The organism is Marvinbryantia formatexigens DSM 14469 (genome assembly GCF_025148285.1).
GTDB classification, from domain to species: Bacteria; Bacillota; Clostridia; order Lachnospirales; family Lachnospiraceae; genus Marvinbryantia; species Marvinbryantia formatexigens.
In genome coordinates this window covers 1,139,539-1,163,624 of the sequence record NZ_CP102268.1, presented here as the reverse complement: position 1 = coordinate 1,163,624, position 24,086 = coordinate 1,139,539, and the positions used below count along the sequence as shown (strand labels likewise).

The 24,086-nt window shown below is 46.5% G+C and carries 25 protein-coding genes and 1 pseudogene; 25 read left to right on the top strand and 1 reads right to left on the bottom strand.

The annotated features are described in order from the left end of the window. Positions 1–17 precede the first annotated feature (17 nt). The 10 genes and pseudogenes from NQ534_RS05745 to NQ534_RS05695 all read left to right on the top strand — a co-directional run bounded on the left by NQ534_RS05745 (position 18) and on the right by NQ534_RS05695 (position 9,873). A complete protein-coding gene (locus tag NQ534_RS05745) occupies positions 18–1,061 on the top strand; it encodes a YqaJ viral recombinase family nuclease (protein WP_040785478.1) in 1,044 nt (347 codons plus the stop codon). After that, positions 1,061–1,462, top strand: a complete 402-nt coding sequence (locus tag NQ534_RS05740) for a DUF7768 domain-containing protein (protein ID WP_040785475.1) — start codon at positions 1,061–1,063, stop codon at positions 1,460–1,462. Before NQ534_RS05745 ends, NQ534_RS05740 begins: the two co-directional genes overlap by 1 nt. Next, positions 1,455–3,674 carry an SF1B family DNA helicase RecD2 gene (recD2, locus tag NQ534_RS05735; protein ID WP_006864477.1) on the top strand — a complete coding sequence of 740 codons (2,220 nt, stop codon included), beginning with the start codon at positions 1,455–1,457 and terminating at the stop codon, positions 3,672–3,674. The genes NQ534_RS05740 and recD2 overlap by 8 nt, the downstream gene beginning before the upstream one ends. A gap of 141 nt (positions 3,675–3,815) precedes the next feature. Then, on the top strand, positions 3,816–4,754 hold the full coding sequence (locus NQ534_RS05730; RefSeq protein ID WP_006864476.1) for a hypothetical protein: 939 nt from the start codon (positions 3,816–3,818) through the stop codon (positions 4,752–4,754). A 54-nt stretch (positions 4,755–4,808) separates the two neighbouring features. After that, positions 4,809–6,011 carry a CHC2 zinc finger domain-containing protein gene (locus NQ534_RS05725; protein ID WP_006864475.1) on the top strand — a complete coding sequence of 401 codons (1,203 nt, stop codon included), beginning with the start codon at positions 4,809–4,811 and terminating at the stop codon, positions 6,009–6,011. Positions 6,012–6,112: 101 nt separating this feature from the next. Next, a complete protein-coding gene (gene srtB, locus NQ534_RS05720) occupies positions 6,113–6,874 on the top strand; it encodes a class B sortase (RefSeq protein WP_006864474.1) in 762 nt (253 codons plus the stop codon). Then, a complete protein-coding gene (locus NQ534_RS05715; protein ID WP_006864473.1) occupies positions 6,867–7,280 on the top strand; it encodes a hypothetical protein in 414 nt (137 codons plus the stop codon). The genes srtB and NQ534_RS05715 overlap by 8 nt, the downstream gene beginning before the upstream one ends. Before the next feature lie 24 nt (positions 7,281–7,304). After that, a pseudogene (locus tag NQ534_RS21870) lies at positions 7,305–8,417 on the top strand (phosphoadenosine phosphosulfate reductase domain-containing protein). A gap of 131 nt (positions 8,418–8,548) precedes the next feature. Further along, on the top strand, positions 8,549–9,481 hold the full coding sequence (locus NQ534_RS05700; RefSeq protein ID WP_040785492.1) for a ParM/StbA family protein: 933 nt from the start codon (positions 8,549–8,551) through the stop codon (positions 9,479–9,481). 5 nt (positions 9,482–9,486) lie between these two features. After that, positions 9,487–9,873, top strand: coding sequence for a hypothetical protein (locus NQ534_RS05695; protein WP_050778387.1), 387 nt, complete (start codon positions 9,487–9,489; stop codon positions 9,871–9,873). A gap of 124 nt (positions 9,874–9,997) precedes the next feature. Here NQ534_RS05695 and NQ534_RS05690 read toward each other — a convergent pair whose 3' ends face one another. Continuing rightward, positions 9,998–10,348: a helix-turn-helix transcriptional regulator gene (locus NQ534_RS05690; RefSeq protein ID WP_242655428.1), complete on the bottom strand. Its 351-nt coding sequence runs from the start codon at positions 10,346–10,348 to the stop codon at positions 9,998–10,000. A 496-nt stretch (positions 10,349–10,844) separates the two neighbouring features. Between NQ534_RS05690 and NQ534_RS05685 the strand changes: the two genes are divergently transcribed. The 15 genes from NQ534_RS05685 (at position 10,845) to pyrF (ending at position 24,076) form a co-directional block, all read left to right on the top strand. Next, positions 10,845–11,192, top strand: a complete 348-nt coding sequence (locus NQ534_RS05685) for a sigma-70 RNA polymerase sigma factor region 4 domain-containing protein (RefSeq protein ID WP_242655427.1) — start codon at positions 10,845–10,847, stop codon at positions 11,190–11,192. 2 nt (positions 11,193–11,194) lie between these two features. Then, positions 11,195–11,383, top strand: a complete 189-nt coding sequence (locus NQ534_RS05680) for a helix-turn-helix domain-containing protein (RefSeq protein WP_040785465.1) — start codon at positions 11,195–11,197, stop codon at positions 11,381–11,383. A gap of 537 nt (positions 11,384–11,920) precedes the next feature. After that, positions 11,921–12,532 carry a hypothetical protein gene (locus NQ534_RS05675; RefSeq protein ID WP_143115911.1) on the top strand — a complete coding sequence of 204 codons (612 nt, stop codon included), beginning with the start codon at positions 11,921–11,923 and terminating at the stop codon, positions 12,530–12,532. Beyond that, the gene (locus tag NQ534_RS05670; protein WP_006864463.1) at positions 12,529–13,068 is read left to right on the top strand and encodes a hypothetical protein; all 540 of its coding nucleotides are present in this window, start codon (positions 12,529–12,531) and stop codon (positions 13,066–13,068) included. Before NQ534_RS05675 ends, NQ534_RS05670 begins: the two co-directional genes overlap by 4 nt. Before the next feature lie 17 nt (positions 13,069–13,085). Then, the gene (locus NQ534_RS05665; RefSeq protein WP_006864462.1) at positions 13,086–13,799 is read left to right on the top strand and encodes a putative ABC transporter permease; all 714 of its coding nucleotides are present in this window, start codon (positions 13,086–13,088) and stop codon (positions 13,797–13,799) included. A 38-nt stretch (positions 13,800–13,837) separates the two neighbouring features. After that, positions 13,838–14,695, top strand: a complete 858-nt coding sequence (locus tag NQ534_RS05660; RefSeq protein ID WP_006864461.1) for a DegV family protein — start codon at positions 13,838–13,840, stop codon at positions 14,693–14,695. 292 nt (positions 14,696–14,987) lie between these two features. Further along, positions 14,988–15,149, top strand: a complete 162-nt coding sequence (locus tag NQ534_RS05655) for a hypothetical protein (RefSeq protein WP_006864459.1) — start codon at positions 14,988–14,990, stop codon at positions 15,147–15,149. Positions 15,150–15,220: 71 nt separating this feature from the next. Continuing rightward, positions 15,221–16,603: a radical SAM/SPASM domain-containing protein gene (locus tag NQ534_RS05650; protein ID WP_006860120.1), complete on the top strand. Its 1,383-nt coding sequence runs from the start codon at positions 15,221–15,223 to the stop codon at positions 16,601–16,603. 39 nt (positions 16,604–16,642) lie between these two features. After that, positions 16,643–17,749, top strand: coding sequence for a sporulation integral membrane protein YtvI (gene ytvI / locus NQ534_RS05645; RefSeq protein WP_006860121.1), 1,107 nt, complete (start codon positions 16,643–16,645; stop codon positions 17,747–17,749). A 112-nt stretch (positions 17,750–17,861) separates the two neighbouring features. Further along, positions 17,862–19,481: a cardiolipin synthase gene (gene cls, locus NQ534_RS05640; RefSeq protein ID WP_006860123.1), complete on the top strand. Its 1,620-nt coding sequence runs from the start codon at positions 17,862–17,864 to the stop codon at positions 19,479–19,481. A 141-nt stretch (positions 19,482–19,622) separates the two neighbouring features. After that, a complete protein-coding gene (locus NQ534_RS05635; RefSeq protein ID WP_040781326.1) occupies positions 19,623–19,991 on the top strand; it encodes a hypothetical protein in 369 nt (122 codons plus the stop codon). A gap of 89 nt (positions 19,992–20,080) precedes the next feature. Next, the gene (locus NQ534_RS05630) at positions 20,081–21,433 is read left to right on the top strand and encodes a hypothetical protein (RefSeq protein WP_157200711.1); all 1,353 of its coding nucleotides are present in this window, start codon (positions 20,081–20,083) and stop codon (positions 21,431–21,433) included. A gap of 32 nt (positions 21,434–21,465) precedes the next feature. Continuing rightward, positions 21,466–22,506 carry an NAD-dependent epimerase/dehydratase family protein gene (locus tag NQ534_RS05625; protein WP_040781437.1) on the top strand — a complete coding sequence of 347 codons (1,041 nt, stop codon included), beginning with the start codon at positions 21,466–21,468 and terminating at the stop codon, positions 22,504–22,506. Positions 22,507–22,532: 26 nt separating this feature from the next. Beyond that, positions 22,533–23,084 carry a hypothetical protein gene (locus NQ534_RS05620; protein ID WP_074679859.1) on the top strand — a complete coding sequence of 184 codons (552 nt, stop codon included), beginning with the start codon at positions 22,533–22,535 and terminating at the stop codon, positions 23,082–23,084. 65 nt (positions 23,085–23,149) lie between these two features. After that, complete coding sequence (pyrF, locus tag NQ534_RS05615; RefSeq protein ID WP_006862785.1) at positions 23,150–24,076, top strand: orotidine-5'-phosphate decarboxylase; 927 nt, start codon at positions 23,150–23,152, stop codon at positions 24,074–24,076. Positions 24,077–24,086: the final 10 nt, after the last annotated feature.

The following is a 24,086-nucleotide window of genomic DNA, read 5'->3' as shown; positions in this document are numbered from 1 at the left end:
AGAATGGAGGAAACAGGATGAACCAGACAGAAATGAAAAACTATGAACCGGAGGTTATGGTAGATACGGAAGGGCTTTCCAGGGAGGACTGGCTTGCATACCGCAGGCTGGGAATCGGGGGGAGCGATGTGGCGGCTATCATGGGGATATCTCCCTTTGCCACGATCCGAGACCTCTATAATGATAAAGTCGGCATCCTGCCGCTTATAGAGGAAGAAGAAAGCAACTGGGTGGCGAAAGAAGTCGGGAACCGGTTGGAGGATCTGGTTGCCGAGATTTTCTCTCGGAAAACAGGACTCCGTGTATTTCCGGTCCGGAAGATGTTCCGGCACCCCCTGTATCCGTTCATGCTGGCGGATGTGGATTTTTTCATTGTATTCCCGGACGGTACTTTTGGTATCCTGGAATGCAAGACCTGCAATTATAATGCAAGGGGAAAATGGGAGGATGATTCCGTCCCTGCAAATTATGTCCTTCAGGTAAGGCATTACCTGGCGGTTATGAACATGGACTGCGCTTATATCGCCTGCCTGTATGGAAACAATGAAGACGAGTTTTTCATAAGGCGCATAGAGCGGGACCGCATGGAAGAGGAGGATATCATCGAACAGGAGTCCTATTTCTGGAAGGAGTATGTGGAGAAACGGATAGAGCCGCCCTACAGCGGAAAACCGGACCTCATCCTTGCGAGCATCCGAAGATACGGAGGTTATGCGGATAAAAGCCTTCCAGAGATTGAAGTATCCGGTATGGAAACGAAGAGCTTGGAGCAGTATCTTTCCCTTGCGGAAGAAAAGGCGCAGCTTGAGAAGCGAAGGAAGGAGATTGACGCAAAACAGAGGGAGCTTAGTGTCCCGTTTGTGGAAAAGATGGGTGCAGGCTGCAAGGCAGTCTTTCTGGATGGCGACAGCCGGTACCGGATTACTTATAACCCAACCCGGCGTACCCAGATCGGAAAAGACCAGATGGAAAAGCTGAAGATCCAGCACCCGGATATTTATGAGGAATATGCGAAAACAACCGAGAGCCGCACATTCCGGATCAAGAAGGAGGCGGCGTGATGCTTGTCGGATTAACAGCTTATATCTGTTCTCCTTTATCATCACCATCCCAAAAAGAAATCCTCCATAACATGGAGATGGCGAGGTTTTACATGGAGAGGATGACGGAGCTTTACCACTGCCGCAGCATGGCGTCCCATGCGTATCTGCCCCTTATGCTGGATGATACGGTCCCAAGAGAACGGGAAGCTGCCCTGCGGATTGGAAAGGAGCTGATGTCCCTGTGTGATATCCTGATCATCTGCGGGAGGCGGATCAGTTCCGGCATGGCAGGAGAGATTCAGACAGCATTTTTCAGAGGGATGGGGGTGTACTGGTATGACGGCCCTGCAAAGCCCTTTGAGATCATGCAGGTAAAGGACTGGAGGTATGTAGAGGATGCGCTGCAGATATATGAGTAAGAGGTACCGGAGTGAGGAAAACGGCTATACTGTAGCAGTTTACTGTACAGAAGATTCGTCCGTTCCGCTTCCGGCAAGAGATAAACGCCTGATGTCCAGCGGTCTTATCGGCTTTACGGCGGTGGGATACAGCCTGCCGCTCACAGACGAGATAGAGCTGGAAATGGAAGGCGAATGGGAAGATTCCGGATATGGATTGCAGTTCAAGGTGGAATCCTTTATGGAGATCGTGCCGCGGACACGGGAAGGGATTATCGGGTACTTATCTTCCGGCGCAATCAAGGGTGTGAAAGCGAAAACAGCTGAGGCAATTTATCGGGAGTTTGGGTTGGACACCTTAGAGGTTATGGAAAAGACCCCGGAGAAGCTTTTGAGGATCCGGGGAATCTCGGAGCGGAAGCTGAAGGATATAGAAAAATCCTTTTCGCAGAATAAAACATTCCGGGAGCTGATGACCTTCCTGGCACCTTTCCATGTGACCCCAAAAAAAGTGAACATGATCCTCCAGACGTTTAAGGAGGATTCTATCAATATCATCCGGCAGAGACCCTTTATGCTGTGCGCAGTAAAAGGGTTTGGATTCCTTACTGTGGATGAAATCGGGAAACAGCTCTGCCGTACCCTGAATGACCCCATACGGATTTCCGGCGGCATCAGTTACCTTCTCCATGAATCCATGAAGGAAGGACACCTTTACATGCCAAGGCAGATGCTGGTGGAGAAAGCGCTGCAGCTTCTGAATAAGGATCTGGCTTATCTGGCAGTGACAGAACAGGATATCAGCAGTGTTATGTACCGTCTCATTATGCAGAAAAGCATTGTCATGGACGGAGAACGCGTTTATATTTTCCAGCAGTATGAGGAAGAAAACCTGACGGCATCTATGGTAGCTGGCAAGCTGTTTTCCAATATTCTGCCGATGGAGGTGGAAAAGGAACTGGAGGCAGCCCAGGCGGATCTGTCGATCAGCCTGTCGGAACGCCAGAAACAGGCGGTGCGCATGGTATTTCAGAATCCGGTAAGCATCATTACAGGAGGTCCGGGAACCGGGAAAACGACGGTTCTGAAGGTCATTCTATATATCTATGGAATGAAATGCGGGAAGCAGGTGCAGATGATGGCGCCTACCGGACGTGCTGCCAGAAGGATGTCAGAAAGTACGGGAAATCCGGATTCTTCCACCATGCACATGGCGCTTGGTCTGATAGGCGGAACGGATTATACACCGGATTTTTCGTACCTGAACGTGGAATTTCTTAACGTAGATGAAACTTCTATGGTAGATATGCACTTGGCTTATGAATTTTTCCGCCGGGTAAAAGCGGATACGAGAGTTCTTTTATTGGGGGATGTGGACCAGCTTCCTTCCGTGGGAGCCGGTGATGTGTTCCGGCAGTTGATCGGGTGCGGGATGATACCGGTAACGGTACTCGACCTGGTTTACCGTCAGGGAGCCATGAGCACAATTCCGGTTAATGCAAGGCGGATCCAGGAAAACAGGACGGATCTCATAGAAGGGGAGGATTTTGTGATCGTCCCCTGTAAGGGAGCGGAAGCTGCGGCGGATATCGTCAGGCAGATTTATCTGGATGAAGCGGTAAAAAACGGGCTGGAGAACGTCCAGATCCTTACGCCGTACCGGGTAAAGACTGCGGCAGGCGTACAGGAATTAAACCGTACCCTTGAGGACATGGTAAACCCGCCCATCAGCGGCAGGAAAGAACTGAACCTTGGAAATGAGGTGTTCCGCCCGGGGGATAAAGTCCTGCAGAATAAAAATACGGAACTGGTAAGCAATGGCGATATGGGATTTATCCAGGATTTCAGTCAGGATGAGGAAGGAAATGTCAAGGTAAAAATCTTGTTTTCAGAAAACCGCATAGCAGAGTATGGGACGGAGCAGATGGATATGGTAGAGCATGCGAACGCGATTACCGTCCACAAGTCCCAGGGGTCGGAATGCCCCGTGGTCATCATCCCGTGGGTAAGGGCTTTTTATACTATGATGAAACGGAATATCCTTTATACCGCAGTTACCAGGGCAAAAACGAAGGTGTATCTGGTAGGGGAAAAAGCTGCGATCAGCCAGGCAATCCGTACCGATGACAGCGGGAAACGCAGGACTATGCTGGGAGAACGGATCAGGCTGTATTATGTGCAGCATCAGAACAAAAATAAACCGGAAAATGAGCAGTTAAAGCTGGCAGTCTGAGAGAGAAACCGACGGTTTTGCTTATTTTCTTTTTGAATTGAAACAATTTTTTGCAATCTGGAAGAAAAGCAGACTATTACTTTTATAGAGGGGATGGTCTGCTTTTCTGGAATCATCAGATAATAGAAGGGAGCAGAATAGATGAAAGAAATTTTGTATAACAAATCAAGTGCGGTTGCCTCATTGAACCGTGTGGAAGGCTTTTACCCGATGGAGCTTGCAAGAAGACTGCAGAAGGAAGGGCAGGAGGATCAGCTTTATCTGGATGTAAAATACCGGAAGCTGTGGTTCCGCCTGGTACACCCTGCCGGAAAAGTCATCAGCTATATCCGCAGTTTTACGGAAAACATGGCTTTAGTGGAAGCGAGGGTCTATCTGGATAAAGGAGATTCAGAGGACAGTTATATCGCAAATTCCTTCTCCCAGAAGTTCCGGAGCGAGGATCCGGTTTTCGGAGATAAGTTTCTGGAAATGGCGGAGACGGCAGCGATTGGAAGGGCTCTTTCTGATGCCGGTTTTGGCCTGCAGTTTGCAGATGTGGGAGAGCCGGATGATCCGAACCAAGTAGATGCGGGGATTCCGGTTCCAGATGGAAATATTCCGGCAGAAGGCATGAAGACCCTTCCAACCAACCATACTTCTGTGCAGGAAAGCGTGCAGAATTACGGAAATCCCATGCCGCCTATACAGCAGGGGAATATGATGGCTCAGTTTTATCAGCAGGCCCAGGAAAATGGAAGGCTGGTAGGACAGCAGGGAATGGGACAAGCGCCCATGAACAAAGCGGCAAACCAAAATCCGCAGTCTGCCATGCAGGGCGGTTCCTCCCAGCCGGGAGGCACAGCTCCCCTTGATCCGGGGATGCCGGTGGAAGAACTGGTGCAGCGCATGACATATGAACAGGCGGTGCGGGTAGTGATTCCGGGCAATGGCAAATTCGGAGGAAAGACTATGGGGCAGGTTGCAGTGGAAAATCCGCAGAACCTGGGCTGGTTTGCACAGAGCTACAGCGGTAATAACCATATGGTACCGGCGGCAGCCAGAATCCTCATAGAAAAAGCCATGCCGATGGCTGGTTAATCGTAAACCCTGCGACCGGAAACGGCTGCAGGGGGAAAGGAGGTTCTGGCATAGATGTATGATATGTCAGGGTTTGATTATGATATCCGTGATGTTGTCCGGGTACTGAATCTGCGTATACGACGTAAAAATTCATATTCGTATGATGTAGACTGCCCGTTTTGTAATTTTGAGACAGGGAAGATGAACATCAACATCCAGAAAGATGTGTTCCGTTGCAATTATTGCAATGAACAGGGCGGTATGCTGGATCTTTATGCGAAGCTGTACCATCTGACAAAATCAGAAGCAAACCGGCAGATTCGGGAGGCTCTGAATCTTGGGCAGTACCGGGATGATTATAAGGTACCAGAGAAAAAGAAAGAGCTGCCTGAGATGGAGAACAGCGAACGTGCGTCAGATGAGGTGCTGGATCATACTTATGCGGAGATGCTGTCCATGCTTCCATTGTCGCAAAAACACAGGGAGGATCTTTTAGGAAGAGGACTTACCCGGGAGCAGATTGAAGAGCAGAGATACCGCAGTGTTCCTGCATTTGGAATGAAGGAAATGACAAGGTGGCTTCTGGAAAAAGAATGCACCGTGCAGGGAGTCCCCGGATTTTATCTGGATTCCGATGGAAACTGGACGGTAAACTTAAATGCCCGGAAATCCGGAATCCTGATCCCGATTCTCTCTATGGAGGGGAAGATACAAGGATTCCAGATCCGGCTGGACCAGGTGACGGATTCCAGGAAATATATCTGGTTATCCAGCACCAATTACCCTTATGGAACATCATCCGGCAGTCCGGTACATGTGATTGGAAATCTGGATGATGAGGAGGTATATGTGACGGAAGGGGCTTTAAAAGGAACGATTGCCCATTATCTGTCTGGAAATACCTTCCTTTGCGCTCCAGGAGTGAATCAGCACAGGGGGATTGCTCCTGTACTGGAAGCACTTTTAAAAAGGAATCTGCGTTTTGTCAGGGAGGCTTATGACATGGATAAAAAGATGCGGATCAACTGTGACCACCATTCCAGCCATTGCGCGCAGTGTACGCTTACCGGACAGCCGGAATACTGTCCATTCCGCTTGAGAAAACGGGAGATTATTCAGAACGGGTGCAGCCGCCTCTATGAGATCTGCAGGGAGTTTTCCCTTCCTGTGAAAAGGATCCTCTGGGATCTGGATGCGGACGGCGAATGGAAAGGAGAGGTAAAAGGAATTGATGACTATTACTATGCAATGAAAAAAGGGCAGGAAACTATATGAAAGCAGACCGGGGCGCAAGTTCCGGTCCTTTTTGAAAGGAGACGATTTTTACGGATAAGAAGAAATGGATATCGAAAGCACTGCTGTTTATCTCCGCCGGAATGTTTTTATTTGCGGCAGGAAATCTGATCAGTATTTATCTGGATTATAAGAAAGGGGCAGATACCTATGATGAACTGCAGAAATACGTGCAGGAGAAGGATGTGGCAGAAGTGCAGGAACCGGAACGGAAACCAGAGACGGAAGCAGAAATGGAAGAAACAGAAGGAGACTGGCTTCAGATTGATTTTGCCGGACTTCAGGCACAGAATCCGGATACGGCGGGATGGATTGTCATTCCTGCCCTGGAAGTGAGTTATCCGGTGGTACAGGAAGAAGATAATGATTATTACCTGCACCACATGTTTGACGGGCAGGAGCATAAGAACGGCAGTATTTTTATTGACTGCCATAACCAGCCAGGCTTTACAGACCAAAATACGATCATTTACGGACATAATATGAAAGACGGCAGCATGTTCGGAACCCTGGATCGCTATCAAGAGGAAAGAATGTACCAGGAATATCCCTGCTTTTATATTTATGTTCCGGGGTATGTGCTGGTTTACCGGATTTTTTCCTGTTATATAGGAAGGTCAAGAGAATCTGCTTATACCTATTACTTTCCGGAAAAAGAGGATTTTAAAGAATTTCTCAGAAAAATACAGTCCTATGGGGCTTATGAAACCGGAGTGGAGGCGAAGGAAACGGATAAGATCGTGACGTTATCTACCTGTGTAAATACAGACTTAAACTACCGGTATTTGGTACATGGAAAACTGGAAGAAAAAATTGTAATGAAGGAGGCGTTAGAAAATGGTTGATTTGGAATATGCAAAATATCTGGCAGAAATACTACTTTCTGAAGAGGAAAAAGAAGAAGTAAAGGACTGGCGGTTTGAAGCAATGATACGACTCAGAAACTATGCAGGGTATTTTGAAAGCAAAGGATTCATTTCAGAACTGATTGAAAAAATGTTCTGTAAAAAGGCGGAGTTTATCATGGAAGCATCAACAAAACATGAGATAAACGAAATTTTAAAGCAAAGTACACCTCATTATGATGGAAATAAATTTGTCCCCACCGGGAGATTTTATGTGGAGGAGGAAGAACTGATGCTGTGGTCGCTTACTTCGCTGAATGGCCCCTTGATTTCGGCAGGATATGACCGGTATGTGGAATTGTTTGAAGCTTACTTTGGAAAGAAAGTGGAGGACATGGCAGCGTAAGAAGAAAGCATAAAAGGCAGAGGTATGCTTCGTTCCTACCTCTGCTTTTTGGGAGGGAAGATTATGTACATTAAAAATGAAGATTTAAAGTTAAATGAGGGCTTCTACGCACAGAGGAAATATCTGCCGTATGAAAGTAAAGTGAAGCTGGCAGTCTGCCGTATCCGTGAATGGTACGAATACTGGGATGGTATGGTCTATTTAAGTTATAGCGGCGGGCTGGATTCTACGGTACTGCTCGCACTTATCCGTATGACTCTGGGAAAGGATGTTCCCGCAGTCTTTTGCAATACCGGCCTGGAATATCCGGAGCTTGTGCGGTTTGCAAGAAAAGCACAGGAGTCGGGGGCATTTGAAGAAATCCGTCCGGGAAAAAATTTCCGCCAGGTAATTATGGAGGAGGGATACCCCGTAATCAGTAAGGAAAATGCGGCGAAGATAAGGAAGCTGCGTCATGGAAATCTGTCTCCCCGTTACCGAAACTATTTATTGAATGGGGATGAGCGTGGAAGGTTTGGAATGCTTGCGTAAAAATGGCAGAGCTATATCTATGCACCTTTTGAAATATCAGAAAAGTGCTGTGATATTATGAAGAAAAAGCCGTTTAACAAATATGTTAGGCGGACGGGACGCTATCCTTTTATGGGGATTACCCAGGATGAATCCTTCCGGCGGCAGCATCAGTATTCCAAAACGGGCTGTAATGTCTACGATGGGACAACCATCAAAAGCCAGCCGCTTGGACCGTGGAGAAAGCAGGATGTGCTGCGGTTTGCCTATGAACATATGGGGAAGGAGATTGAGCTTCCGGATGGTTCTTCCTATCCTTTTGCGATTGCTCCTGTTTACGGGAAAATTGAAAAAGACCTGCAGGGGATCTTCCATCTGACAGGGGAGCAGCGTACCGGCTGTATGTATTGTGCGTTTGGAGTGACGGAGGAGAAAGAACCAAACCGCTTCCAGAGAATGCAGATCAGCCATCCAAAACACTATAGCCTGTGCATGAAACCGGTTGAGGAAGGAGGGCTTGGAATGAAAGAGGTACTTCGCTATATGGATGTACCATATGAAACATGGGAATCTGTGGGGCAGATGCGTTTTGACATTCATGGAGAGATTCATGAATATGCAGCTTAATGGCAGAAAAAACAGAGATGTACAGAAATAAAAATTGGTGCTGGCAGAAGCTGGCACCTTTTTTCTTGGTTGCGTTTTACGTATCCTGTGCGTATAGGGTAAGTATTAAACAAAAAAGGAGTGGTTTTACTATGATAAAAAAATTAAGGATCGCGGTAGATCATGGAAACCGGAATATGAAAACCTGTAATCATATCTTTACGTCTGGAGTGACAATGCAGGATAAAAAGCCTGCCCGGGGTGAAACGTATCTTTTTTACAAAGACGTTTATTATACACTCAGCGAAAAGCGTATCCCTTACCAGAGGGATAAGACGGCAGATTTCCGCTTTTTTATTTTAACGCTGTTTGCGGTTGCTATGGAGCTGGAAGACAACCTGCAGGTGCAGGCAGACGATATTGTACAGGTTGAGCTTCCTATCGGCCTGCCGCCTAAACACTATGCAGAGCTTTATGAAAAATATGAAACCTTTTTCCGGGGAGACGGGAAAGTGTTTGATATGGAATATAACGGAAGAACCTACCATCTTTGCATCAAAGAAGTGCGGGCATTTGTCCAGGATTTTGCCGCTATGATGACACGGATTACGGAGATCGGAGAGATTCCCAAAGCGGTTGGCATAGATATCGGCGGGTTTACCACGGACTATCTGATGATGCGCCGGGGAGCTGCAGATATGGAATACTGCGATTCTCTGGAAAATGGAGTGATTACCATGTTTAACGACATTATTTCTCGGATTAACAGTGAATATGACATGCTTCTGGAAGAGGCGGACATTGAGGGCATCATAAAAGGACAGACAGAATACTATGGGGAGCAGGTAGTACGGCTGGTGGAGCAGAAAGTACAGGATTTTGTGACAGACCTTCTGAATGGAATCCGGGAACGAGGAATCGACACGAAATCTGCGTATACGGTTTTTATCGGTGGCGGCGCGGTTTTGCTCAGACGTTTTCTGGAAAAGTCGGAACGGTTAGGGCATTATATGTTTATCGAGGATCTTAGAGCAAATGCGAAGGGATATGATTTTCTGTATCGGATGTATGAGAATGGGAAGTGATGCGTATGGCAAAGAAAAACCCGAATATTTTTACAATTGGTTTTAAGAAACGAAATCCAAACCATCAGAGGGTAGTAGAGATTCTGAACCATACGGACGAAAAAGCGGAACTGATTGTGACAGCGATTCTGTGTTATATGGGCGAAGATGATAAGGTGGCTGCGGGAGGAGCAGACATTGAGAATTTTCTTCCAATGATTGAGAACCTGATCCAAACGGAAGTACAAAAAGCCCTGCAGAAATATGATGATTCCGCAAATTCCACGGTTCCGGAAAGGGAAGCGTCCGGGGAATCAGTCCCGGACATTTCCGGAGAAGGAACTCCGCCTTCCATAAATGAAAATATCATGAAGAATATTACCAGTGCCATGAACGCTTTCCGGCGTACATAGCACGAAAGAAGCAGCCTTCCACATAGGGCTGCTTTTTTCAAACTAATATGCAGGAGCGCTTACAGACAACTCACAGATTCCATACAGAGTTCCCACAGATTCCTTTTTTATAATTACGGAATTGCTAAGTGGGGGAAGAGGATTCTTTCTGCTTCCGTAAACCTTCCAGCAGACCGCGGAGCGCATAAAGTGCCAGTTCCTTTTCTTCAGGGGAACAGGCATCCAGCTCTGCCATGATCTGCCGGGTAAGAGGATCCATCGGGGAATGATTTTTTAAAATAATGGAATCAAGGGAGATGTCCAGGTAACTGGCCAGGAGGCTTAATGTTTCCAAACGCGGGTTCCCATTATAGGATTCGATATCCGAGACAGTCCTCAAAGAAACATGCGCCCGTTCCGCTAACGCATTCTGTGAAAGTTCTCTGCGCAGGCGTTCTTCCTTAACCAAATCTCCAAGCAGTTTCTTGACCATCATCTGTATCACCTCACTTAATGCAATTATTTTACCCCAGATTTGCAGCATATGAAACGTGCCATGATACGTATGAAATGCAATATAATGCGTATTTTTAATGGCGTGGAACCGTAAGGGAGAAAAGGAGCTTGAGGGATACAAAAGAAGAAACCAGGCTGTTCACGTTGTCAAAAAAATCTTATGCAGAAGAAGGGTAAAATATCCAGGTGGACACGCAGAATGTGAGGTATATATCTCTCATATTCTACACAATTTTATTAAAAATCGGTCTGAAGTCGAACCGGCTATATGCTGGTCCGGCTTTCTTTTTTGTCGAAAAATCTCGATAAATGACAGTTATTGGTGTAGGGCGCCGCCTTCAGGATTTTCAGAAACGTAAAAATCTAAAATTCTGGAGGAAAAAATATTGGAAGAATATACATACACCGGTTCAAAGATTAAAAATCAGTTTACAGCGTACCTGTTACAGCAGATTCGGGGACGGAGGAGAGATTATTTGAAAAAGAAGATTCAGATTGGCGAGATGGAGTCTCCGATGGATGAAATGTCCAGAGAGGCATTTGGCTTTAACGTTGAAGAAAGCCTGGAACTGGAAATGAGAGAAAGACTTTTAATGCGAGAAGCAGAAGGTGTTTATCCACAATGGAATGAAATTACAGATAAACGGCTTCAGCAGGCTCTTTTCATGCTTCGGGAGGACGAGAGAAAGCTCATTTACCAGCATGTATTTGAAGAATGGACTTTCGAGGAAATGAGCAGGGTAAACAACCTGCCGCTTTATAAGGTAAAAGGACTTTATTACTATGCAATCCGCAAAATCAGAAAATGGATGGGAGATGAATGAAGATGGAGTTTGAAGAATTATTATTCCGGGCAAAGGCAGATGATAAGCAGGCGGTGGAACAGATCATAGAAATGTATCGGCCGTTGGTAATTAAAAATGCTTTGGTAAATGGGGTTTTTGATGAGGATTTGTATCAGGAGTTGATGGTGGAAGTAGTGAAGTGCATTCAGTATTTTGAGAAATTGGAATAAATCGTATCCTATACGAATGGAAGACATACAAAAGCTTCCATTCGTATAAAGAAAAAAACCGTGACTTTTATGAAATATAAAAATAAAGAATAAATTTGACAATTAATATTTTGAAAACAAAAGAGAAACATGAGAAAAATAAAAGATTGCTATATTGCTTTCAATAGATTGCCGAAAAAGTAATCAGGAAAGTTACGGATATGGGGTGAAAGAATGCAAAAGCTTCCGTTTTCCGGGTGCAAAAAGATAATAAATAAAATAAAAAAGAGGAAAATGCCGGCATTAAAATTAAGATATCAGATTTTAATCTATATCCTGACAGGTGTTTTTGCAGGTCTGTCCTTTATCAGCGTGTTATATCCGGATTTTTTTCCAATGATGGCAGAGGTTCTGTTTTACACGCTTGCGGCATCAGCCTTTTTTCTTTCCTGCTTTTATATTGCCGGTACTTTAGTCCGATTGAAACAGGTTTGTCTGAAAATACTTTTGTCCCACATGCTTACAAAGCGAATCCTGCAGAATCGGGAATATCGGACAATGATTTTTACTATGATGGGCGTTTTGGTGAATTTTGCATTTGCCTTTATGAACGGTTCAACAGGATGGGTCAGCAGATCTCCCTGGTTTGGAACACTGGCCGCATATTATCTGCTCCTTGGAATTATGAAGGTTTATTGGCTTACAAAAAATTTCATGAAGATAGCCCCGGAAAAAAGCAGGCGTCTACAAAAGATTTCTGAGAAAAAGCTAAGGAAAATCTACGGGGTACAGTTTATTTTCTTGTCAATTATTCTTGGCGGGGCAGTGATCCTTTTAGTCAATCTGGAAGGCGGGAAGGAATATCCGGGATATATGATTTATGTGGCAGCCGGCTATTCATTTATAAAGATTGTTTTGGCTATTTCCAATATGATCAGGGAAAGAAAACAGGAGGTGAGAACCTGGCTGATTATACGGGATATCGGACTGGTAGATGCACTGATGTCTATTCTGACATTGCAGACCGCTATGTTTGCAGCATTTGCAGTAGATGACAGAAATTTTCCGGTGAAGATGAATGGCGTTACAGGGGCGGTGGTCAGCCTGATTATTTTGGGTATCGGGATCAGTTATCTGGTAAATACACGGAAAGGAGGCGATAAATCATGAATGAGAAAAAGGAAAATGGATTTATTGGATTTGATTATAAAGAAATAAAAACAGATTCAGGTCAGGCACCCTTTATTCTGGATGGATATGAGAATTTTGGATGGCAGATAGACGGACATTTTGATATGGAGAAAAAATTACATGGAAAAGACCGGACGGTGATTCGGATGAAACGGGACAGGAAGATTATGAACAGAGCAGAGCTGACAAGGCTGCAGAGGAATTTTGAGGATTGTCTTGACCAGATCCGGAAGCTGGAGCAGTCAAAGGAATCCACGGCAGATATTGTTTCGATGGCCGTTGGGATTGTCGGAACTGCTTTTATGGCAGGAAGCACCTTTGCGGTAACGGTACAGTCTCCCAATATTCCGTTGTGTATCGTTCTGGGGGTTCCCGGACTGATAGGGTGGATACTTCCTTATTTTATCTATAAAGCGGTCGTAAAGCGTAAGACAGAAGAAATAACGCCTTTTATCGAAGCAAAGTATGATGAGATTTATGAAATCTGTGAAAAAGGAAGCAAGCTGCTTTATTAATTACGAAGGGATAAATAATGGTTATTAAAGAAAACTCAATGGCAGTAATCTATAAGTTGTTTTGGATTTTTGTTATCTGTGGAGTGACAGGTTTTATTATTGAAACTACCTGGTGCTGGATTGATTTTCATGAATTTACCAGCCGGACAAGCAACCTGTTTTTTCCAATCAGCTGTGTCTGGGGAGCGGGTGGAATTGTTTTACACCTTTTGACATTGAAAAACAGATGGGGAAGCATACCTTACATTTTTGTTAAGTGTATAATACTGGGCGCCTTTTTTGAATTTTTATGCGGATACGTGGGGGAAAAGGTTCTTGAGGTGACGTTTTGGGATTATTCGGACATGCCATTTCATATAGGGAAATATGTCAATATTCCGTTTTGTATGGTATGGGGCGTAATCGGAACTTTGTGGGTGTGCAAGATTTACCCACTGTTGAAAAAGAAACTGGATAAACCAGTGAAAGACAGCCACAAGGCTGCGTTGAATCTGTTCCTTGCATTTATACTTTTTTCACAGGTATTTACTGGAATAGCCTTGTTGAGGATGCACGAAAGGCAGAACAGTCCTATAGCGTCAAGCCGTATGGAGAAATTTCTGGATGTTTGTTTTCCTGACCGTATGCTGCAGAAATTTTTTCCTAAAATGAAAAGCACGGTTACCGGAGAAAAAATTTATATAACCAGCCAGAGTGAACAGAGAGGAGGGGAGCAAATGGAATGGGAATGAATAATAACAGGCTTATCAAATAACAAAGGAGGAAACAGATGCGATATGTAATTGTTGCAGAATCCGGTTCCGATATTCCGCCGGAACTGGCTGATAAATATGGAATTTACATTGTTCCAATGCACGTTTCTTTTGATACGGAAACGAAGGATGACGGGAGCTTTCCGGCAGACGAGATATTTTCCTATTATGAGGAAACAAAAAAACTACCCGTAACCAGCGGCTGTGTGCCGGAAGATTTCAGGGCTGTCTTTGATGAAATACATGACAGGTATCCTGGTAGGCATATCCTTCATCTGGCGTATTCGGCGGTTACCACCTGTTCTTTCCAAAGTGCCTTGATTGCCGGAGAAGGAAGAGATTATGTAACCAGCGTAGATACCAGATCTGTGACAATCGGGCAGGGGATGATCGTATTGGCGGTGGCAGAATACCTGAGAGAAAAACCGGACTGTCCATTAGAAGAAGTCCTGCATGTGGTGGATAAATATTGCAGGATGTGCAGGCTGTGTTTTTTCCCGGGAGATCTGGTTTATCTGAAAGCGGGAGGGCGCGTTAGTAATGCGGCGTATCTTGGGGCAAAGCTCTTATCTATAAATCCGCTGATCGAGCTGAGAGAAGGAAAACTTGTAGCTACCCGGAAATACCGTGGGAATATTGGAAAAAGCGCGGTAAAACTGCTGAAAGACTTTGTGGAGGAAAGGCAGTTGAAGAAGCAGATGATAGCTTTTGGATTTTCTCCGGGACTGCATGAAAAAATACGAAAGGAGATAACGGAACAGGCCAGGAATATGGGATTTGCACAAATTTGTTGGTTTTGTACGGGATGTGTCATTTCTGCCCACGGAGGGCCGGGAGGTTTTGGAATATGCGGTTTTTTCAATGAAAGAGAGTGAGAGAGGAAGTGGCTTGTATGAATAAGATAAAAGAAAAACTTCTGATGGGGATCCTGGTTATCCTAATTATACTGGCAGCAGCCGTGTATTTCTTTTCTTTTATTGCTCCGGCGCTGACGTGTTAAATAATATGGAAAGTTCCGAAAAAAATTAAAAACTAATAAAACAGAAACATAAATAAAACAATACATAAAAATACAGATGGTAAAGTCATGACATCAATGAGAGAGGAGGAAGGAGGATACCGAATCGTATTCGTATAAAAAATATAAAAAGAAAAGAGGTATCAGATATGCAGTATGAAGTAAAAACAGTAAAGAAGATTGGCGTCAATGGATATGATAATGAAATGAACAATACAATCAAGGCGATGGCTGCGAATGGATGGAATGTGCAGCAGATTATTGGAAGTGCCGACCAGGGATTTCTGATCTTATTTGCAAAGGAAGAGTAATTGGAAGTTTACAGTTTTTAATGAAACTCCCCACTCAGGGAGAAATACATAAGCGAAAGGGATAAAAAACAATGGCGATAAAAGAAAATGTAGAAGTATTTGCAGTGAAACAGGCGCTATCTTATCTGGATAAGGATCCGGAGAAGAACCTGCCGAAGCTTTTGGACTGGTTTGACCGTTTCGACCGGAAGGACACGCTGAAAACCCAGAGGGAGATGATCCGCAGCGTGGTCATGGATCCGGATAACAACTGGCATAAGCTGGTCATGAGTCTCTGGGAGGACATCGATCCGGGCGTGAGAAACCGTTTTTTTGAAAACTTTATTATCAACGGCTGCCTTTTAGGTTACCAGCGTCAGAAGGAATATAAGGAAAAATATAACTGCAACATCCCGTGGGCGATTCTTCTGGATCCTACCAGTGCCTGCAACCTGAAATGTACCGGTTGCTGGGCAGCAGAGTACGGAAACCATATGAATCTGACTTATGAGGAGATGGACGATATTGTAAATCAGGGAGTGGAACTTGGTACATATGTTTACTTATTTACCGGCGGGGAGCCGCTTGTGCGGAAAAAAGATATCATCCGTCTCTGCGAAGAGCATCCGGACTGTGTATTTTCGACTTTTACCAATGGCACCCTGATTGATGAGGCGTTTGCAAAGGAAATGCTCCGGGTAAAGAATTTTGTGCCGGCGATCAGTATTGAAGGCTTTGAGGATGCTACGGATTCCAGGAGGGGGAACGGCACTTATCAGAAGATCATCCGTGCCATGAATATTTTAAAGGAAAACAGGCTGCCCTTTGGAATTTCCTGCTGTTACACTTCCGCCAATGCGGAGGTCATCGGCAGTGAAGAATATTTTGACCAGATGATCGATATGGGCGCGAAATTCGCCTGGTTTTTCACCTATATGCCGGTGGGAAAAGGTGCGGTGAAGGAACTGATGGCGGACGCCGCACAGAGGGAAATGATGTACCATAAAATACGGGAGTTCCGCCAGACAAAACCAATCTTTACGGTGGATTTCTGGAACGATGGGGAGTATGTGGGAGGCTGCATCGCCGGAGGACGCTGCTACTGCCATATCAATGCCAACGGCGATATTGAGCCGTGCGCTTTTATTCATTATTCGGATTCCAATATCCGGGAGAAGTCTCTGCTGGAGGCATATCAATCTCCGCTGTTCATGGGTTACCACGACAATCAGCCGTGGAATGAAAACATGCTTCGTCCCTGCCCGGTGCTGGACAATCCCGGAAGCCTGACCAGAATCGTGGAAGAAAGCCATGCAAAAAGTACAGATTATCAAAATCTGGAAAGCGCGAAGGAGTTTTCTGATAAATGTGTGGAGACGGCTGAAAAATGGGCTCCGGTAGCGGATCGTCTCTGGGAGAAATCTCATGGCGGATGCGCAGCCTGCGGACGATGCGGCAAAGCAGAAAATAATTGATAAAGTAAAAATACTGCAGATCCGGAAAGGGGGAATGCAATGGAAAAAAAGAAAGCTTTGTTATGGAACGCTGCTTATTATGGTTTATTTGCCGTACTGGTCTGTCTGGCATGGAGATATCTGTATCCCGCCCTGATGCCCTTTATTCTGGCCTTTGCCATTGCATTCCTGATCCGGAAACTCGCAGGGAAGCTTCCCTGTAAAGGAAAATGGACGGCAACCCTCTTGCTGGCACTTTTTTATGTGATTTTTTTTGGAACAATCTTTCTGGGTGGGAGCAAAATGATCGGAACCGTTGCAGGTTTTATTACAAATCTGCCGGAATTGTACCGGACGCAGATCGTACCGTTTCTGGATGGGGTATCCGGGGATATCGGTTCTATACTGGGAAAGACGGACGCATCGCTGGCGGGGGAAATACAAAAAGGTATTCAGCAGATGATCCAGAGCATGGGAGAGAACCTTTCATCGCTGTCCATGAATATACTGACTGGCCTGTCTGAATTTGTGACGGGTATCCCTGCTCTGGTGGTAAAGGTGATCGTGATGGTGGTTGCGTCATTCTACATGACGGCGGATTATGACAGGATCATGGCAGCAGCCGGAAAATATCTGCCCGAAAAAGTGAAGCGTACCGTCCGGACAGTGAAAGAGCATGGAGGGAACACATTGAAGGCGTACCTGAAATCGTATTTTCTATTGTTTCTGATCACATTTGCAGAGCTGGCGGCAGGGCTCTGGCTTCTGCGCATTCCCTATGCACCGCTTATTGCCCTGGCAATTGCGGTTTTCGATATCCTGCCGGTACTGGGGACGGGAGGAATCCTCCTTCCCTGGACGGCAGTGCTGCTGGTCATGGGAAACTATCCAATGGCAGCGGGGATTCTGGTGCTTTATATTGTGATCGTCATTGTCCGGAATACATTGGAGCCGAAAATTGTGGGGAAGCAGGTAGGGCTGCATCCGCTGGTAACGCTGGTCGCCATGTTCACAGGGCTGCAGCTTGGCGGGCTGCCCGGAATCATTCTGGCTCCTATGGGCGTTGTGATCCTGGTGAATATGGGAAAAAGCGGGGTAATACGGGAATTCTGGAGAAAAACAGGACAGACAGAAGAAAATGGAACACAGGAACAGAAAGGGGAATGATCTTATGAAAAAAACAATAATGGTTATTGTAGCGCTGGCAATGATTGCAGGAATCACGATTACATCCGTATGCCTGCCGGAAGACAGGTTTGATTATTAATGGTAGCAGCCGGTGAAAAAAGCGAAAAATACAAATAAGCTACTGGCGCTTTGCCGGAAAATTTTATGGTTCTTAAAATCCAGGTACTTTTTTGCAGCATTCTGCATTGTATTGGAATTTGTGGAGATACTGACGGTATTTTCCTTCCTGTATAAATATTTCTTTCCAATCACCGTTGCGGGAAAGCTTTTCAATGCAGGCGTGCTGCTTTATCTGATCAATCGGGAGGAAACGCCGGAATTTAAGCTGCCTTGGACTTTTCTGATGCTGGTTGTCCCGGTAATGGGCGCTTTTGCTTTTGTGGTGCTTTCCAGCACGGAAAACAGCAGGGATCTGCAGAAAAGGCACAGAGCGTCTGCGGCGAAGCTGGCGCCGTATCTGAAACGGAAGGATCAGACGGAACTCCTGTCAGAGGAAGCGGACAGGGAAGCAAGGCTGCAGGCGGCTTACCTTCAGCGGGCAGCGGGAATGCCATGCTGCGGGAATACGCAGATAACCTATTACAGAACCGGGCAGGAGTTTTATCAGGCATTGCTGGAGAGCCTGGAGCGTGCAGAGCAGTTTATCTTTATGGAATATTTTATTATTGAAAGCGGCAGTATGTGGGACCCCATTTATGAGGTCCTGCAAAGAAAAGCGGCACAGGGGGTGGAAGTCTGCCTGATGTATGACGATATCGGATGTATGGGAACCCTTCCGTCACGGTACGACCGCATAGTGCGCAGGGATGGCATCCGGTGTATGGTGTCAAACCGTTTCAGGCCGGTGCTGTCAAATGTACATAATAACCGGGACCACCGGAAGATCACGGTGATTGACGGAAATACAGGTTTTACCGGCGGAATTAACCTGGCGGACGAATACATCAACGCCGTGGAAAAATTCGGATACTGGAAGGATACGGCGGTAAAGCTGGAGGGTGACGCTGTGGGAAGCCTGACGGCGTTATTTTTAAGCTTCTGGAATACCCAGTGTGAAAAAACAGAGGATACCCTTGATTATGGAATCTATATGGAAACATCAGAGGATACCCTTGATTATGGAATCTATATGGAAACATCAGAGGAAAAGAAAACAGGGGAGGGAGCGGTAATCCCGTTCGGGGATGGTCCGGACCTGTTATATCCGGAAAGCATTGGGAAAAATGTCTATCTGAATATCATCCATACAGCCAGGGAGTACCTTTATATCACCAGCCCCTATCTGATCTGCGATCATGAAATATTAAACAGCCTCCGGCTTGCAGCGGGGAAAGGGGTGGACGTGCGGATTATCGTGCCTCATATCCCGGATAAGCAGATCGTGTTTTTGATGACACAATCAAATTATCCGTCCCTGATCCAGGCGGGAGTAAAAATCTATGAATACACGCCGGGGTTTATTCATGCCAAAAACTTTGTGTGTGACGACCGGTTTGCAGTATGCGGGACAATTAATCTGGATTACCGCTCCCTTGCGCACCATTATGAATGCGGCGTCTGGATGTACCGGACGGGCTGTATTGGGAATATGAAGGAGGATTTCCGAAAAACCCTGGAGGCATCCCAGGAGATTTTGTTGGAACAGGCGCGCCTGAAGCTCTGGAAGCGTCTTCCGGCGGAAACTTTGAAGCTGTTTACCCCACTTTTTTAAAAAAAACAGAAGGAATGGATAATTAATAATTCAGAAACCAAATCCGGACAAAACAGAAACAAAAGAATGCCATAATCCGGATATAGAAAAAACAAACAAGGCGCCTGTATCAGAAGGGTGCAGAGAAAGGCAGGTAAGAAAATGAAAAAAAGTAATTTTGTGGCAATGATCCTGGGAACTATCGGAGGGATTTTGTTTGCGCTTGGCATGTGCATGGCGCTGATCCCGGAATGGGATGCTTTCCAGCCGGGGATTGTGATGGGGACAATCGGGGCAGTGGTGCTTCTGGTCATGGTACTTGTGTGGAGAAAGATGGAAAATAAAAATCCTATCCGCTTGTCGGGAAAGACCATAGGGACTGTACTGCTTGGAATCGCAGGAGCGCTGTTTCTGGGCGTCGGGATGTGTATGGTCATGGTGTGGACCAATCTGGTTCCCGGAATCGTGATCGGATTGCTCGGCATCGTTCTGCTGCTGTGTCTGATCCCCCTTACCAGGGGCTTAAAATAAATGCTGGAAAAACTTATGGACAAGCCATTTCAGACACCGCCGCAGAGTCTGAAATGGCTTTTTCAGAAAAAGGAAAGGGATGAAAGCAAATGGGAAGGAAAAAGATGAAACTGGACAGCAGCGGGAATCTTTATCCGGCTATCGCGACCAGGGAGTATCCGCAGATCTACCGGATCAGCATTGCGTTGGTAACGCCGGTGCTCCCTGCGCTTTTGAAGCAGGCGGTAAAAGAAACTCTCCCGGCGTTTCCTGCTTTTCATGTCTGCCTGAAGCGGGAACGGTTCTGGTACTATCTGGAAAATTCGGATAAACTGCCGGAAATCACACGACAGAAGGATAAGGGTATACGGCCGTTTCCGGAAAAAGGACTTCAGTTTCGGTTCCTGTACGAGAAGAACTGGATCCATCTTGAAACATTCCATGCACTGACAGACGGGACGGGAGCCATACATTTTCTCCATGCGGTATGCTACCGGTACTGCCAGCTGGCTTACCGGGGACTTTTATCCCGGGATGTCCTGGAAAAAAGATACGGTCTGGAAGGGGCGGAGAATATCCGGGATGCGTATCAGAGTTTTGGGACAAAGAGCGGAAGACCGTGGAAGCTGCTGAAAAAATCCCCTGCCTTCCGGATCTGCGGGAAAAAACAGCCGCAGGGCAATGTGGTTGTCTATACAGGGCAGCTTTCCTTAACCGAATTAAAGGAGGCATGCCGGAAATACCATGCGACGGTCTGTGAGCTGCTTACAGCTATAAGCCTTTATGCGCTCTGGCAGGAATACCGGGAAAAAGCAGTGCAGAGCAGGAGACGGTTCAGGGTTGCCATACCGGTAAACCTCCGGCCTTTTTTTCAGAAAAAGACGGAAAAAAATTTTTTCACCTGCATTCCCATTGAGGCTGACCCGGAAGAATATTATACGCTGGAGCGGCTGATCGGCGAAGTAAAGCGTCAGTTTTCAGATAAATGCAGTGAAAATTACCTGCGCAGCCAGGTGGCTGGACAGGTGACAGGGCAGCAAAGCCTGGTTTCCAGGTATGCCCCGGTTGTTTTGAAGAACTGGTTTTTAAAAACAATGTACCGGTACAACGGGTACAGCACGATGGTTCTCTCGAACCTCGGAAAAATGCAGCCCAGGAAGGAATTTGCTTCCTGTATCATCGGATACCGGTGTGTGCTTCCTGTCACCGGGCGCGAACCGGTCAAGATAGCGGTCTGCTCCTATCGGGATACGATAGAGCTGACCGTGACAAGCAATCTGGCGGAAGAAAAGCTGCAGGAGACGGTATTTGGGCTTTGCGCCCGGCTGGGCATTTCCATGGAAATCCAGAAAACAGGCATCGGAGGCGAATGGCCTGCCGAAAAAAAATCCGGATTAATAAATCAGAAACAGTTCTCAAACAGAAGGAAAACATTCCCCTGTTATAGTTTGCTCAGTAATTGAGACAGAGCAAAAAAGAAAGAGAGGTATTTGAAATGGAGAAGACAATGTATCTGGTAACAGGCGCGGCAGGATTTTTGGGAAGCCATGTATGTGATGAACTTCTGTCAAGGGGGGACCGCGTGCGTGCTCTGGTCCTGCCGGGCGATAAATCCGTAAAATATATTCCGGATGAGGTGGAAATCGTGGAAGGAAACCTGTGCGACATGGCATCCCTGGAAAACTTTTTTACGGTACCAAAGGGAAGCGCATCTGTGGTCATCCACTGCGCGAGCATGGTTACTACAAACGCGGAATTTAACCAGAAGCTGGTGGACGTCAATGTAGGCGGAACCCGGAACATGATCGAACAGTGCCTGAAGCATCCGGAATGTAAAAAAATGGTATATGTAAGCTCTACCGGAGCCATTCCGGAGCAGTCCAAGGGGACGCCTATCCGTGAGACGAAGAGATTTACTCCGATTGATGAAGAACGGCAGGTAGGGTGCTACAGCCAGACAAAGGCGATGGCTACGCAGGCAGTGCTGGATGCATGCAGGGAGAAGGGGCTGAAGGCATGCGTGGTCCATCCCAGCGGGATCCTGGGACCGAAGGATTACGCAATCGGAGAAACGACAGGGACTGTGATCAAGATCATGAACGGCAAAATGCCTGTGGGAATGGGCGGCTCTTTTAATCTCTGCGATGTGCGTGACCTGGCTTATGGCTGCGTGGCGGCAGCGGATAAGGGCAGGATCGGGGAGTGTTATATCCTGGGAAACAAAGAGGTAACGTTAAAGGAAATGTGCCGGATGCTCCATGCCGCCAGCGGATGCAGGACGCCATATTTCTATGTACCCATTGGAATGGCGTACAAGCTGGCGGCACAGATGGAGAAGAAGTCCAAAAAGACAGGGGAAAAGCCGCTGATGACTAATTTTGCGGTTTACAACCTGGCAAGAAACAACGAGTTTGATTATTCCAAGGCAGAGAAGGAACTGGGTTATCATACAAGGCCTTATGAGGAGACGCTGAAGGATGAAGCCGAGTGGCTGATGGCAGAGGGATATATCAGATGTGGGATGACTGAACAATAAACGAGAAGAAGAGAAAGGAGACAGAAATGAAAGACAGTATACTTCGGGAAACAGAAGACGGAACAAAAATGGTATTCAGCGGAGGAAAAGAATTTGTGGAAGCCGTGGCGCACGCTTCCTCCAAAGAAGAACTGAGACAACTGCTGAAAGCGGGAGGTATTTATGAATTCAGCGAGGAGGAGCTGGAGGAAAGCTATAAGAACCTGGCACTGTCCCAGGACTGGGAGGCTCTTTCGGAGCTGTTCCGGGACAGGGATTACGATAGCTGCAGAAGAAAGCTGGAGGCGCATGGCATAACAACGACCAGGGAGCATTTTGACCTGATTAATGAAGTGGTCGCTACCGCTTCCGATGACGCGCTGATCCGTGAAATCCTTCACAAGGAAGATATGGAAAGCACGCTGGAGGCGCTGCACCGGCATGGATACCGTCTTTCTGGAAAAAAGGAATATATTTGCCCATGTAAGGATACAGAGACAAACAGTGTTTGTTCTTACTGTGTTTGCCATAGCACTGCAGGTAGTGACGCCATTTACGAAGGGGCTTTGCCTTTACAAACAGGGGTGGATACGGTATAATAAGCGGCAGATATACTGAAAACCGGACGGTGCGGAAGACGCCGGACAGACAGGGAGGAAATCATATGATTCACAAATTAATCAGCAATATTAAGAAAACAAAAGCGCCGATCGTGGTGGGACTTGATCCAATGCTCAGCTATATCCCGGAGCATATCAAACAGAAGGCGTTCGCGGAATTCGGAGAGACGCTGGAGGGCGCTGCGGAGGCAATCTGGCAATTCAATAAAGAAATTGTAGACTGCACCTGGGATCTGATTCCGGCGGTAAAACCGCAGATTGCCATGTACGAGCAGTTTGGCATAGAAGGGCTGAAGGTGTATAAAAAGACCATCGATTACTGCCAGGAAAAAGGGTTGGTGGTGATTGGCGATATCAAGCGCGGCGACATCGGCTCCACATCGGCGGCGTATGCGACCGGACATCTTGGAAAGGTGCAGGTGGGCAGCAAATCCTATGCGGCATTTAACGAAGATTTTGCCACGGTAAATCCGTATCTCGGCTCGGACGGAGTAAAACCGTTCATAGATGTCTGCAAAGAAGAGAAGAAGGGGCTGTTTATTCTGGTTAAGACCTCCAATCCGTCCAGCGGAGAATTCCAGGACCAGCTCGTAGACGGCAGACCGCTTTACGAACTGGTTGGAGAAAAAGTGGCAGAGTGGGGCGAAACCTGCATGGGCGATACCTACAGCTATGTCGGTGCGGTTGTGGGAGCGACCTATCCGGAAATGGGCAGGGTGCTGCGCCGAATTATGCCGAAAACCTACATCCTGGTGCCGGGCTACGGCGCGCAGGGCGGACAGGGCAAAGACCTCGTGCACTTCTTCAATGAGGATGGTCTGGGCGCGATCGTCAACTCCTCCCGCGGAATCATTGCGGCTTATAAACAGGAAAAATATGCTGCATATGGTCCGGAGCATTTTGCGGAGGCAAGCCGCGCGGCGGTGGAGGATATGGTAAAGGATATTAACGGAGCGCTGGAAAACCGGTAACTGTGCAGGG

Bases quoted from the DNA above. Each gene is read 5' to 3' on its own strand.
- NQ534_RS05745 (WP_040785478.1), top strand. From the start codon at position 18: ATGAACCAGACAGAAATGAAAAACTATGAACCGGAGGTTATGGTAGAT.
- NQ534_RS05740 (WP_040785475.1), top strand. From the start codon at position 1,061: ATGCTTGTCGGATTAACAGCTTATATCTGTTCTCCTTTATCATCACCA.
- recD2 (WP_006864477.1), top strand. From the start codon at position 1,455: ATGAGTAAGAGGTACCGGAGTGAGGAAAACGGCTATACTGTAGCAGTT.
- NQ534_RS05730 (WP_006864476.1), top strand. From the start codon at position 3,816: ATGAAAGAAATTTTGTATAACAAATCAAGTGCGGTTGCCTCATTGAAC.
- NQ534_RS05725 (WP_006864475.1), top strand. From the start codon at position 4,809: ATGTATGATATGTCAGGGTTTGATTATGATATCCGTGATGTTGTCCGG.
- srtB (WP_006864474.1), top strand. From the start codon at position 6,113: ATGTTTTTATTTGCGGCAGGAAATCTGATCAGTATTTATCTGGATTAT.
- NQ534_RS05715 (WP_006864473.1), top strand. From the start codon at position 6,867: ATGGTTGATTTGGAATATGCAAAATATCTGGCAGAAATACTACTTTCT.
- NQ534_RS05700 (WP_040785492.1), top strand. From the start codon at position 8,549: ATGATAAAAAAATTAAGGATCGCGGTAGATCATGGAAACCGGAATATG.
- NQ534_RS05695 (WP_050778387.1), top strand. From the start codon at position 9,487: ATGGCAAAGAAAAACCCGAATATTTTTACAATTGGTTTTAAGAAACGA.
- NQ534_RS05690 (WP_242655428.1), bottom strand. From the start codon at position 10,348: ATGATGGTCAAGAAACTGCTTGGAGATTTGGTTAAGGAAGAACGCCTG.
- NQ534_RS05680 (WP_040785465.1), top strand. From the start codon at position 11,195: ATGGAGTTTGAAGAATTATTATTCCGGGCAAAGGCAGATGATAAGCAG.
- NQ534_RS05675 (WP_143115911.1), top strand. From the start codon at position 11,921: ATGATTTTTACTATGATGGGCGTTTTGGTGAATTTTGCATTTGCCTTT.
- NQ534_RS05670 (WP_006864463.1), top strand. From the start codon at position 12,529: ATGAATGAGAAAAAGGAAAATGGATTTATTGGATTTGATTATAAAGAA.
- NQ534_RS05665 (WP_006864462.1), top strand. From the start codon at position 13,086: ATGGTTATTAAAGAAAACTCAATGGCAGTAATCTATAAGTTGTTTTGG.
- NQ534_RS05660 (WP_006864461.1), top strand. From the start codon at position 13,838: ATGCGATATGTAATTGTTGCAGAATCCGGTTCCGATATTCCGCCGGAA.
- NQ534_RS05655 (WP_006864459.1), top strand. From the start codon at position 14,988: ATGCAGTATGAAGTAAAAACAGTAAAGAAGATTGGCGTCAATGGATAT.
- NQ534_RS05650 (WP_006860120.1), top strand. From the start codon at position 15,221: ATGGCGATAAAAGAAAATGTAGAAGTATTTGCAGTGAAACAGGCGCTA.
- ytvI (WP_006860121.1), top strand. From the start codon at position 16,643: ATGGAAAAAAAGAAAGCTTTGTTATGGAACGCTGCTTATTATGGTTTA.
- NQ534_RS05635 (WP_040781326.1), top strand. From the start codon at position 19,623: ATGAAAAAAAGTAATTTTGTGGCAATGATCCTGGGAACTATCGGAGGG.
- NQ534_RS05630 (WP_157200711.1), top strand. From the start codon at position 20,081: ATGGGAAGGAAAAAGATGAAACTGGACAGCAGCGGGAATCTTTATCCG.
- NQ534_RS05625 (WP_040781437.1), top strand. From the start codon at position 21,466: ATGGAGAAGACAATGTATCTGGTAACAGGCGCGGCAGGATTTTTGGGA.
- NQ534_RS05620 (WP_074679859.1), top strand. From the start codon at position 22,533: ATGAAAGACAGTATACTTCGGGAAACAGAAGACGGAACAAAAATGGTA.
- pyrF (WP_006862785.1), top strand. From the start codon at position 23,150: ATGATTCACAAATTAATCAGCAATATTAAGAAAACAAAAGCGCCGATC.